The organism is Alcaligenes sp. 1735tsa3 (assembly GCF_024134565.1).
In the GTDB taxonomy this organism is placed as follows: domain Bacteria; phylum Pseudomonadota; class Gammaproteobacteria; order Burkholderiales; family Burkholderiaceae_B; genus Alcaligenes; species Alcaligenes phenolicus.
The window spans coordinates 63858-75885 of sequence record NZ_CP099862.1 but is presented as its reverse complement, the minus strand read 5'-3'; the positions used below and the strand labels follow the sequence as shown (position 1 = coordinate 75885).

Below are 12028 nucleotides of genomic sequence, written 5' to 3'. Positions count from 1 at the left end.
GGCTTAGGCCTCCTGACGTTTTTTCAGGTGATTCGTGTTCACGCAGGCCGGGTTTTCCAGCGCAGCCAGAGCAACCGTTTTCAGTTCACCGCGCTGGATCTTGTTGGTCGAAGTCAGCGGCAGGGCATCCACAAACAGAACGTAGCCGGGCACCTTGAAGTAGGCCAGCTGGGTCAGGCCCCATTGCACCATTTCCTGGGCAGCCTGTTCGCGCTGTTCCTGGGTTTCAATTGGGTTGTGCGGCACCACCAGCGCCATCACTTCGTCGCCACGGATGGCGTCGGGCACGGCGGCCACGGCAATGGAGCGCACCAGCGGGTGCTGCTGCATGATGTTTTCCACTTCCACGGCAGCGATGTTCTCGCCACTGCGACGGATCACGTTCTTTTTGCGGTCCACAAAGTGCAGATAGCCTTGTTCGTCGCGGCAAACAATGTCGCCCGTGTGGAACCAGCCGCCTTCCCAGGCTTCGTCGGTTGCTGCCGGGTCTTTCCAGTAGCCGGAGAAAAAGCCGTAGCGTGGGTTGTCACCGGCCGAGCGCACCAGCAATTCGCCGTTTTCACCGGCTTGAGCGGGTTCGCCATCGTCCTTGCGCAACAGCACTTCCACCACGGGCATTTCCTTGCCAAAGCAGGAGGTGCCGATAAAGCGGGGCTCGTGATTGGCGATGATGCTGGCACCCGCGCCGGTTTCCGTCATGGCCCAGGCTTCCAGCAGGGGGAAACCAAAGCGTTCTTCAAAGATAGGATGCAGACCACGGTCCACGCCGGCGCCAAAACCAAAGCGCACGCTGTGTTGACGGTCTTTTTCGCTGGCCTCGGCCTTCATCAGGATGGCAGGCATCACACCCAGGTAATGCACCACGGTTGCGCCGGACTCGCGCACCGAATCCCACCAGCTACGTGGGTGGAAACGGTCCAGGGAGATCAGGCAGCCGCCGGTCTTGATCATGGCCATGGTCGAGCAGGCCATCGCATTCATGTGGAACAGGGGCAGCGGAGTCAGCATGCGCTCTTTGCCATGCTCCAGCGAAGCCAGACCACCAATGTCGCGGTACCACTCGCCAGCATAATGGAAGTACTGGTTAGCCAGCATGCAGCCCTTGGGGCGGCCTGTGGTGCCGGAGGTGTACAACAGAGCACATTCACTGTGTTCGTCAGGAATGTCACAGGAACGGGAGGCGGCGCGCTCCACCATCGGAGGCACATCGCCATCGGCCATGATGGCAAAGGGCTGGCCTGCACGCTGAGCCGCTTCCACCAGATCCTGGTGACGGCTGGGCAGGGCAATGGCCATGATCATTTCCGAATGGCCGATCAGGTATTCCAGCTCGGCAGCGCGCAAATCAGGATTGATTGGCACAATCGACACGCCCAGGCTGTTCAGTGCGAACCAGTGCAGGAAGAACACGGGGCGGTTCTCCAGCAGGATGCCGACGCGGTGGCCGTGGCCGTAGCCAGCAGCGGCGTAGCCGGCGCGCAAGGCGTCGATACGCTCCAGCGCCTGACCATAAGTCAGCTCGCCCGCTTCAATACCGTAGATCTCGGCGGTCTCAGGCAGGGTACATACAAAGGGCTTGTCGCCCCATTTCTGGGCGGTGTCTCGAAAAGCCTGGTAGACCGTGGTGTTGGCCATCAAAAATTCTCCTGTCCTGTCACATAAACAACTGGATATTGCCGAAAGGCGCGTCGCAATTGAGCAGATCCACCCGTTTCAGACGGATCTTCAAGGCGTCGTCCTGGCACACCAGGGTGTAGGTATTCCAACCCACATAGATATCTTGGTTGTCGCCGCGCGTTTCCGTGTAATGGAAGGCGCAACGCACGGTGTATTCGCCTTTTTCCTCGTCCATGCTTTCCACAGTGGGTTGCTGGAGCAGGTGATGGCTGCGGCTCTTGGGCTGCTGGGAAAAGGTACGGCGGCCTGCCAGACGTTCCACACGGATACGCAGCAAGAGCTTGTCCTCGTGCATCAGGGACGCGTGTAAACGGGCGTCCTGCTGATCGTGCACCAGCGGCATCCAGTAGTAGCCATCCTCGGTGAACAGGTCGAGCCATTGCTCGTAGCGCTGCTCATCCAGCAGGCGGGCTTCCGCATATACAAAATCGATAAGGGCCTGACGGCTGATTTCGCTCATGGTTATTCCTCTTCTTTCTTGGCCTGCTGCTCGGGCAGCATGAACTTCAACCAGGCGCGGAACTGGGCGCGCATCTGCATTTCGCTGGTGCCGTTGATCACCACGTTCTTTTGCTGGTCTTCGTCTTTTTCCACCAGACGGGCCAGGTTCATCCAGTCGCGACCACGCGACTGCAAACCGTGCTGGGCACGCTCGTACATTTCCAGGTCATCGTGACCGACCATGGAGGTCGGTGCGTTGATCAGGCGGTTGTACATCAGGGTGCGTTCCAGGAAGGTGTCAGGTGCACCCACCAGGCGGAAGGTCCAGGATTCCACCAGGGTTTTGTCAGCGGCCAGCGGCTTGAACAAACGCAAGGTCTGGATCGGGCCCTTGACCATGATGTTGGGGAAGTAGCAAGTGTTGTGACGCGTATCGCCCAAAATGGCTTTGGCGCGCTCCTCACCGTAGGCTTCGACCATCTGGTCCCAATAGCCGGGGATTTCGGAGTAATCAGCGTGAATGGAATTGCTCACGCCTGTATGGCCGTGACCGTTTTCCCACACGCGAATGCCCATGCCTTCGTAGAACTCGTAAGGCGACATGAAGGGGGCAAACAATTCAACGGCCATGGGCTTGGGCGTACCCGGAGGGGCCGCTTCCCAGGCTTTCACAGCGGTACCCGCCGAGGACTCGTGCGCCACCATGGGGTGACAGGTATCGGTCTGGTTATCGACCAGCATTTTCCAGTTGCACTGGTGCATGTAACGCATCACGCCACCGGCCACTTCCAGACGGCCTTCGGGGGAGCGATCCACCATATTGTCGATGGTGCTCAGAGACTCGCCAAAGAATTCCTCAAAGCCAATGCCTTCATCGGCCAGGCGACAGAACACGAAATCGCGGTACACCTTGACGTTCTGTACCGCGGCCATGCCCTTGCTGCCTTCGGTGCATTCAAAGCCGGTGTTCTCGTAGCCTTTCTTCAAAGGGATGGACAACAGGGAGCCGTCCGTCTTGAACGTCCAGGCGTGGTAGGGGCAACGGAAGAATTTGCCCGTGTTGCCACAGGTCTCGCCCGCCACTTGCACACCTTTGTGCGGGCAACGGTTGTAGAGCACACGGATGCTGTCGTCGGTATGGCGCACCATGATGACGGACTCCGTACCGACCGTCGTGGTGTAGAAGTCGCCTTTATTGGGCACCTGGCTGGCATGGCCAACGTAGACCCAGGTATTGACGAACAAGTGCTCCATCTCCAGTTCAAACAGCTCCTGATTGATGTACAAATCCTTGTGGACCTCGGCCTCGCGTACCAATTCGCGGATGGCCTGGGGATTATCACGATACTTTTCCATCATGTTCTCCGTCGCCCTTGGGCTTATAGATCCAGCACCAGACGCGGGGTCTTGGCGCGGGAAATACAGATCTGGATGACCTTGTTGCTGGCTTTTTCCGAGTCGCTCAGGAAGTAGTCGCGGTGGTCAACCTCGCCTTCGATCACATCACAGGTACAGACGCCGCACTCGCCGCGTTTGCAGTCGATCATAGGGTCCAGGCCCTGCTCTTCCATCACGTCCACAATGGTCTTGTCCGCGGGAATTTGCAGGGTCACGCCGCTTTGGCGCAGTTCCACTTCAAAAGGCTGGTCACCTTCCTGGGGAGCAGCCGTCACAAACAGCTCGAAGTGCACATGGTCGCTAGGCCAGCCACGTTGCTTGCAGGCTTCGATCACGGCATCAATCATGCCTTTGGGGCCGCAGACGTAAATGTGCTGGTCTTTGGACAGACCGTCGAGCAGGGTATTCAGGCAGAAACGGCCTTCGCTGTCGTCCGCGTAGTGGCGCAAGGCCGGGCCGGACAGGGCGCTCAGCTCATCCAGAAAAGCCAGTTGTTCCACGCTGCGACCGGCATAGTGCAGCTGATAAGGGCGGCCCTGGTGATGCAAGGCAGCGGCCATGCTGGCAATGGGGGTGATACCGATACCACCGGCAATCAGCACGGTTTCGGTTTCGCCTTCAGCGGCAGCATGCAAGGGGAAATCATTCTTGGGACCAGCCACGCGCAGCGTATCGCCTACTTTCAGGCTGTGCATGAAGCGCGAACCACCCGAGCTGTTGTCTTCCAGGCGCACGCCCAGACGGTAACAGGTCGGGCCCTGTGCCGTGTCGGCGTCCAGCGAAATCAGGGAATAGCAGCGGTGATCGTTCAGATCAGGAATCTGTACCTGCAGGTGCGAACCCGGCGCAAACGCGGGCAGGGAACCGGCCTGGGCAGGCTCTAGCGTAAAACTGCGAATCAGCGGGGATGCGTTCTGGATGTCCCGGATAACGAGTTCAAAAGTATCCATCATGTGCCTACCATTGAGCATGACTACATCAATTACCCAGCCAAAAAGGCCAAGCCGTGGCATGATGTAGCGCCGCAGGGGGCAATGGGACGGTATCGCGTAACCTGAAAAAGGCTGCGTAAGGCTCGTCTACTGTCTCCGCTAAAACCGGCTGCCTGACACCAAGACTGGCTGTATGGCTGGATCTCTATTCATTCTTTTGTGAATTTATTTTATTGATGAATAGTTTACGGATAAATATATACTGCCGAATATAATGGAAAACCACTAGGTGAGAAAACAGCAGAACCGCATGGTACACAGTTCTGCCACTTCCCCACCGTTTTCTACTTACTGAGCAACCAGTGCGACCACGCGCAATGGGCTGCCGGAACCGCCTTCAATCTTCAACGGGGCCGACATGATCAGTGCACCCTGAGGGGGCAGCTGATCCAGATTGCACAGGCACTGCAGACCGTAACGGTTGGCACCGTGCATCAGGGTGTGGCAAGGGTAGCCAATAGGCCAGGAGTAGGATTGGCCAGCGTCGGTGTTGATGGTTTCAACGCCAAAACCGTGAACCTTGCGCTCGTGAATCATCCACTCTACCGCTTCCTGAGCTGGGCCAGGCGTGTGAGCACCGTCTTCACGCATGTTCAGGAAGGCTTCGGCGTCGTTCACGCGTTTGGACCAGTCGGTGCGAAACAGCACCCAGGCGCCTTCAGGGATACGGCCATGCTTGGCTTCCCAGTTCAACAGGAACTCGGAGGTCAAAATGAAGTCTTCGTTCTGGGCCACTTCAGCAGAAGCATCAACCACCACGGCAGGGCGCAGGAAGTTGTCGACTGGAATAGTGTCGACCGTGTTGTCTGGATGGTCCTTGCCGGAAATCCAGTGCGCAGGAGCGTCAAAGTGGGTACCAGTGTGTTCGCCACAGGTGAAGTTGTTCCAGTACCAGCCTGGACCGTTTTCGTCGTATTGGCTGATGCGCTCAATCGAGAAACCGGCAGTCTGGCCAAATTGGGGAGGCAGTTGCAAGGCGGGGAAGCTGGGAGACAGAGTCTGGGTCAGATCCACAAAACGGACCTGCTTGCTGTCGATCGCCTGGATAAAGGCTGCCAATGGGTTCTTGTCGCTCATTTCATCTCCTACTTGGGTCTTATGTCGTCGTTATCGTTGCCTGCCCTGCATGGCGCAGGATAGGGACCAGCCGTTAAAACAGCCCGCTCCTTCAGGCCCGGCACCGCCTTCTTTACAAAGGCAGCTTGCATCTTGGACCGCTGCGGCAAGGCCACGGCGGTTTTTTTGAGCAGGTCGCTTGAGCAAAGAGACCCGTCAAAAAACGGTCCCGATCCACTGGGGGAAAGGGACCGTCTTGAACCCTCTTACACTTCCTTGTCGTCCAGAACGGAGAACTCGGCAGGGTTCAGGTCTGGCTGGGACGCTGCGTCGCCTTCGTAAAAGCGGGCAGGCGTCAAAGCCTTGCGGTTCACACGCAGGTCAAACACGTCAAAACGGTTGTAGTGACCAGTGATGTCGTGCATTTGACGCGGCTGGATGCAGCGCGACAGATCGATGTCGGCGTAGGCAATGCCTTCCTTGTCGATCAGTGCTTCGCCCTGAACGCGGCCATCGGGGCCAATAATGCCCGAGAACGCGCTGTTGGGACGAGCCAGCAGATCACGTGCTTCAGGATGGCTGGCCGACATGGCTTCGATGATTTCCTCGGAAACCGTCGAGCAAGCCACAACCGTAAACACCTTGCCTTCAAAGCAGTGAGCAGCAGCACGCAGGCGAATCGCTTCAGCCATGTCGTAGTCTTTCGGTGCCACGGGCAAGGCGATGTAGCTGGCAACGTGTACCAGTTCACCTTGCGACAACAGGCTGAAACGAGCCAGCGTGTTGGTGTTTTCACCGCAAGCCAAGGCACCCAGAGGGCCAATAGTGGTGTCATGCACGCGCATCGAGGACGCATCGCCGTTGGCCCAGGTCAGCTTTTCAGCCCAGGTGGGAACCAGTTTGCGGTGACGGCCCAGAATGCGACCGTCAGCGCCGATGGTGACCAGCGTGTTGTAAATGGTGCCGATGCCAACGGGACTGCGCTCGTTCACACCCAACACCACGTTGACCTTGCGCTGGCGACAAACCTGCGCAACCTTCTGGATCTCGGGACCGGGCACTTCGATGGCCGATTTGCACAGGCGCTCGAACCACGGGCTACCGTCGATCGGGTTCATCACCCAGCTCCAGTAGGGGTAACCGGAGACGAACACCTCGGGGAAGGCGATCAGCTCGGCACCGTTATCGGCCGCTTCGTTGATCAGGCGACATACTTTTTCAATCGTCGCATTCGTATCCAGGAACACGGGCGCTGCCTGAACGGCGGCGGCCTTGAACTGACGCAATTCCAGCATCATGCTCTCCTTTACTTAGTTTTGGGGGGTGACGTCCACGATGGGGTGGCGCAGTTCGCCAATGCCTTCAACCACAGCGTGCACTACGTCACCAGGCCACATCCACTCTTGAGGATCACGGCCAGCGCCCACGCCTTCTGGGGTACCGGTAGCGATGATGTCACCGGGTTCCAGCGTGATACCGGCGCTGATGTCAGCGATCAGGTCGTTCACGTTGAACAGCATGTGCTTGGTGTTGGAGCTTTGCTTGGTCACACCGTTCAGAGTCAGGCTCAGGTTCAGGTTGTGCGGGTCGGTCAGCTCGTCAGCGGTCACGATCACGGGGCCGAAAGGAGCGTAGGTGTCCTGGCCTTTGGAGTAGATCCACTGACCGGCACGACGGCAGTCGCGGGCGCTCACGTCGATCATGACGGAGTAACCGAACACGTACTTCAGGGCGTCTTCTTTGGCCACGCGCTGAGCACGGGTGCCCATGATCACGGCCAGTTCCACTTCCCAGTCCATTTGCTGAGTGATGTTCTTGTTGTGCTCGATGGCATCGCCAGGGCCAACCACGGTGGTTGGTGGCTTGGAGAAAATCACGGGCTGCTTGGGCAGCTCTTTGGAGGTGTCCAGAGTACGGCTGGATTCGGCCACGTGTTCCACGTAGTTCAGGCCGATACCAAAGATGTTCTTGCGTGGGCGTGGGATAGGAGCCAACAGCTTGACGTTGGCCAGAGGCAGCGCCACACCAAAAGGCATATCGTCGGCGTAGGTTTCCAGCAAGCGAGCCGTGGAAGTCACAGCGGCTGGGCCCAGGTCGATGAAATCGAGCATATTGTCAGGCAGCATGTGGCCTGTGGCGTCGCCCAGGTAACCCAGGTCAACCACCAAATCACCCACAATGGCACCCAAGCGGCCAGCGGCAGCAACTTCACTACGGTACGTTACAAGACGCATTTCTATCTCCAGATTGGGCCATCTTGTGCAGATGGCTTGAATAAATCGGGTCGGCCCGCCTTGGCAGGCCGTCCAAATAAGTTAAACAAGTAGTCTTACAGCAGGACCTGATGGCCGCCGTTCTCTGCCAGCGCTTCTTCGCGGTACAGATTCAGGGCGCGCATCACGGGCAGGTCATGGAACGAGAACAGGCAAGCGTCATCAGACGAGGAGCCGTTCACGTGCTCATGGAACATCCAGGATGGTACGCAGAAAATGTCGCGTTCGCGCCAGTCAAAGCGTTTGCCATTGATGATGGAATAGCCTTCACCCTTGGCGCATTGGTAAATGATGCTGCCGGTGTGACGGTGGGCCTTGGTGTGTTCACCGGGGCGCAGCATCTGCATGCTGGCACCAATGGTGGCCATGACAGGGCCGCCGGTCAGCGGGTTGATGTAGTCCATGATGACGCCATCAAAGGGGCTGCCGTCCGTTACCTTGGCGTAGGCCGACAAGGCTTCGTAGGTGGGCTCCCACTCGTACTTGAGCAGGGGCGAGTACGGTTTTTGCCAGTCGTGCAAGGTGGGCTTCAGACCACGACCACCCCAGATACCCACCGCGTCGTTGACGGGGTGCGTAATGGCCTGGGTCAGATCCGGATGAACCGCGTAGAAACCGGCTTCCAGGGCGTTGACCAGCGGAATGTCCAGACCGTCTTGCCAGATGCAAGGCAGGCCGTCAGCTTCCACACCGTGCTCGTGCCAGCAACCGTTAGGCGTCAGCACGAAGTCGTTGGCGCCCAAGGTCATCTTGTGGCCGTCCACGATGGTGTAGGCACCGCGGCCTTCCATGATGAAACGCAGGGCCGAGGAGGAGTGCGCATGTGCGGAAGCCGCTTCACCCGGTTTCATGACCTGCAAACCGGAGTACAGCCAGCCCACCGCCGCCGAAACTTCCTGGCGACCGGGGTTGTTCAGGTAAATCACACGACGACCGGCCTTTTCAGGGCTGACCAGATCCACCGAACGCAACACGTAATCGCGCAGGTCGCGGTAGCGCCAGACCACAGGCACGGATTCGGACTTGGGCTCCCAGGGCTCGATCTTGTTGGCCACGGTCCACAGGGCACCGGCCTCAAACTGAGTCAAATCCTGGTAGTACTTCACCAATTCGGGCGTGTCCTCAACATCTGCACGACCGAGCACGCTTTCGCGGTGGGTGTCAAAACGTTCTTCCGACATGATGCTGTCTCCTTTCGTGTTTTATGACTTGGCAGGGCCGTCCTGGGCCACTGGCGCACGTTTGATTTGGCGCTGCAACCAGTCCTTGCCCCATTCGTACTGAACGGGCCAGGCCAGGTCGGTGTAACCCAGCTCCGCAGCCTGACGTTGTGGCCAGTTCGCGTCGGCCAGAAAGCCTCGCGACAGGGCGCACAGGTCAGCACGGCCTGCAGCAATAATGCTGTTGGCGTGATCCGCTTCCATGATCGAACCCACCGCCATGGTGGCGATACCGGCTTCGTTACGGATACGGTCGGAGAATGGCGTCTGGTACATACGGCCGTAAATTGGCTGCTGCTCCAGCACCACTTCACCCGAGGACACGTCGATCAGATCGGCACCGGCTTGCTTGAACAGGCGGGCAATTTCCACCCCGTCGTCCGCCGTGTTGCCACCTTCGGCCCAGTCTGTTGCCGAGATACGCACCATGATGGGCTTGTTCTCTGGCCAGACGGCACGGATAGCGGCAAACACTTCCAGCGGGTAAGCCATGCGATTTTCCAGACTACCACCAAATTCATCACTACGCTGATTAGTCAGCGGCGAGATGAAGCTGGACAAGAGGTAACCGTGGGCGGCTTGCAATTCGATGCAGTCAAAGCCAGCCTGGTCAGCGCGCTTGGCGGCGGCCACAAAGGCGTCACGAATTTCGTCCATCTGGGCACGGGTGATCTCGGCAGGCACGGCAGTGACGCCAGCCTGGTAAGGCAGGGCGGAGGCCGACACCAAAGGCCAGTTGCCTTCAGCCAGCGGCTGATTGGCTTTTTCCCAACCCAGCTGCGTCGAACCGCGACGGCCAGCGTGGCCCAGCTGCACACCGATCTTGGCACCCTGTTCGTGGGCGAAAGCCACCACAGGTTTCCAGGCATTGGCCTGCTCGTCGTTCCACAGACCGGTACAACCGGGGGTGACACGACCTTCAGGCGTCACGGCCGTCATTTCAGCCATGATCAGGCCTGCGCCACCCATGGCGCGGCTGCCGTAATGCACCTGGTGCGTCGCACCGGGCATGCCGTCCTTGGCGCTGTACATCAGCGTGGGCGAGAGCACGACACGGTTCTTCAACTGCATATCGCGCAGCTTGAAGGGCGTGAACATGGGCGAGGGAGCCTTTTCACCGTCGGCCAGCTTCATGCCAGCTTCGGTCGCCATCCAGCGCTCGTATTTTTCCAGCCAGGCCGCGTCACGCATACGCATGTTCTCGTGCGAGATGCGCTGCGAACGGGTCAGCATGGAGTAGGTGAACTGCTCGGGCTTCATATTGGCGTAACGGGCCACGTTCTCGAACCATTCGGTCGAGTTGCGGGCGGCGTTCTGAATGCGCAATACGTCCACGCTACGAGCGGCTTCGTAATCTTTCAGGGCCTCTTCCATGGACTCATGGTCCATGTGCTGAGCCAGCGTAATGGCATCTTCCAGGGCCAGCTTGGTGCCGGAACCGATGGAGAAGTGAGCGGTGTGAGCGGCATCGCCCATCAGCACCACAGGAACCTTCTTGCCGGTGCCGTAATCTTGCCAGTGCACCCACTTGTTGCAGATAACGCGTGGGAAGCGGATCCAGATGGCCGAACCGCGCAGGTGAGTCGCGTTACTGATCAGCTTGTTGCCATCCAGGTGGTCGGCAAACAGCTTCTCGCAGTAGGCAATGGCCTCTTCCTGCGACATTTCGCCAATACCGGCTTTCTGCCAGGTCTCTTCAGGCGTTTCCACGATGAACGTGGACAGGCCATCCTGGAAGCGGTAGGCGTGAGCCTGGAACCAGCCGTGCTCGGTTTCAACAAAAATGAAGTTGAAGGCGTCGAACACTTTTTCCGTACCCAGCCACACAAAGCGGCAGTTACGGGTGTCGATATCGGGCTGGAACACGTCTTCGTAGCGGGTACGAATGGCGCTGTTGATGCCGTCAGAAGCAATCAGGATATCGGCGTTGTACTTGCGGGCCAGTTCAGCTTCGTCCGTGACCACGGTCTCGAACACCAGCTTGACGCCCACTTCTTCACAGCGAGCCTGCAGGATGTTCAGCAATTTCTTGCGACCAATCCCGATAAAGCCATGACCGCTGGAGCGCACGGCGCTACCCTTGAAATGGCACTCAATGTCGTCCCAGTGGTTGAACGCGTCACCGATGGTCTGCGCGGACACAGGGTCAGCTTCACGCAGGTTTTCCATGGTCGCGTCCGAGAACACTACACCCCAGCCGAAGGTGTCGTACGGTCGGTTGCGCTCGACAACAAAAACCTCGTTCTGAGGGTTTTGCAACTTCATCAGCAAACCGAAATACAAGCCGGCTGGGCCTCCGCCAATACATACGATATTCATGATATGTCCGTATGGTCTGAATACATGCTTCTGAGCATAGTATATTTATTAATAAATATTATACAAGTCAACTATTTAAATCAAAAAAAATACCTGACCTGCACACTGCCTGCTACTACTTCAAACTAGATCAAGCCTTGCTGCTTTCTGGCTGGGCAATCACATACTCTTGCATGGGGTTGCGCAGGAAATCAGGGATAGGAATACCCAGGTGCGTCTCCAGCGAGGTGGTCACCACGGTCTGGCGCACTTGCATACGCAACACACCGTCTTTACCGATGCAGCGCAACAGCAGCTTCAAGGAGCTATTGCCAATGCGTTCCACACCCAGGCTCATCACCACATCATCACCCATACGGCTGATGGACTTGAACTCGGCTTCGATATGCACCGAGGGCATGCCTACCCGTTTGCTGGCGATCATGTTGTGAAAACCCTCGGGGGTCATGGAGTCGATCCATGCTTCCATCAGGTCGTTAAACATCACAAAGTACTGCGGATAAAAAACGATACCCGCTGGATCGCATTCCGAAAAACGGATGCGATGTTCTTGTTCGTACAGCTTGGAAACCATGTTGTAGACACCTTTTTAGCAAGTGTTTTGTGCGCCTGTTCGTGACGCTATCCGCATCCTGCCTGGTTTACAGGCCTG

General features: G+C 57.9%; 10 protein-coding genes. All 10 read right to left on the bottom strand.

The window, feature by feature from the left end; translation table 11 throughout:
* Positions 1 to 3 precede the first annotated feature (3 nt).
* The 10 genes from NIZ92_RS00335 to NIZ92_RS00290 all read right to left on the bottom strand — a co-directional run bounded on the left by NIZ92_RS00335 (position 4) and on the right by NIZ92_RS00290 (position 11950).
* The gene (locus tag NIZ92_RS00335) at positions 4 to 1635 is read right to left on the bottom strand and encodes an AMP-binding protein (RefSeq protein WP_254002505.1); all 1632 of its coding nucleotides are present in this window, start codon (positions 1633 to 1635) and stop codon (positions 4 to 6) included.
* Between the two features lie 19 nt (positions 1636 to 1654).
* On the bottom strand, positions 1655 to 2137 hold the full coding sequence (locus NIZ92_RS00330; RefSeq protein ID WP_254002504.1) for an aromatic-ring-hydroxylating dioxygenase subunit beta: 483 nt from the start codon (positions 2135 to 2137) through the stop codon (positions 1655 to 1657).
* 2 nt (positions 2138 to 2139) lie between these two features.
* Positions 2140 to 3474: an aromatic ring-hydroxylating dioxygenase subunit alpha gene (locus NIZ92_RS00325; protein WP_254003235.1), complete on the bottom strand. Its 1335-nt coding sequence runs from the start codon at positions 3472 to 3474 to the stop codon at positions 2140 to 2142.
* A gap of 23 nt (positions 3475 to 3497) precedes the next feature.
* Positions 3498 to 4466 carry a PDR/VanB family oxidoreductase gene (locus tag NIZ92_RS00320; RefSeq protein ID WP_083055294.1) on the bottom strand — a complete coding sequence of 323 codons (969 nt, stop codon included), beginning with the start codon at positions 4464 to 4466 and terminating at the stop codon, positions 3498 to 3500.
* A 330-nt stretch (positions 4467 to 4796) separates the two neighbouring features.
* Entirely contained in the window at positions 4797 to 5585 is a 789-nt protein-coding gene (locus tag NIZ92_RS00315) for a cyclase family protein (protein ID WP_009463818.1), read from the bottom strand.
* Positions 5586 to 5830: 245 nt separating this feature from the next.
* Positions 5831 to 6859, bottom strand: coding sequence for a carbon-nitrogen hydrolase family protein (locus NIZ92_RS00310; RefSeq protein WP_042484948.1), 1029 nt, complete (start codon positions 6857 to 6859; stop codon positions 5831 to 5833).
* Positions 6860 to 6874: 15 nt separating this feature from the next.
* The gene (locus NIZ92_RS00305; protein WP_009463820.1) at positions 6875 to 7798 is read right to left on the bottom strand and encodes a fumarylacetoacetate hydrolase family protein; all 924 of its coding nucleotides are present in this window, start codon (positions 7796 to 7798) and stop codon (positions 6875 to 6877) included.
* Between the two features lie 95 nt (positions 7799 to 7893).
* Entirely contained in the window at positions 7894 to 9018 is a 1125-nt protein-coding gene (locus NIZ92_RS00300; RefSeq protein ID WP_009463821.1) for a cupin domain-containing protein, read from the bottom strand.
* A 21-nt stretch (positions 9019 to 9039) separates the two neighbouring features.
* Positions 9040 to 11376, bottom strand: coding sequence for a bifunctional salicylyl-CoA 5-hydroxylase/oxidoreductase (locus tag NIZ92_RS00295; protein WP_247966193.1), 2337 nt, complete (start codon positions 11374 to 11376; stop codon positions 9040 to 9042).
* 130 nt (positions 11377 to 11506) lie between these two features.
* Positions 11507 to 11950 (bottom strand): thioesterase family protein, encoded by a 444-nt coding sequence (locus NIZ92_RS00290; protein ID WP_035269363.1) that lies wholly within the window; start codon positions 11948 to 11950, stop codon positions 11507 to 11509.
* Positions 11951 to 12028: the final 78 nt, after the last annotated feature.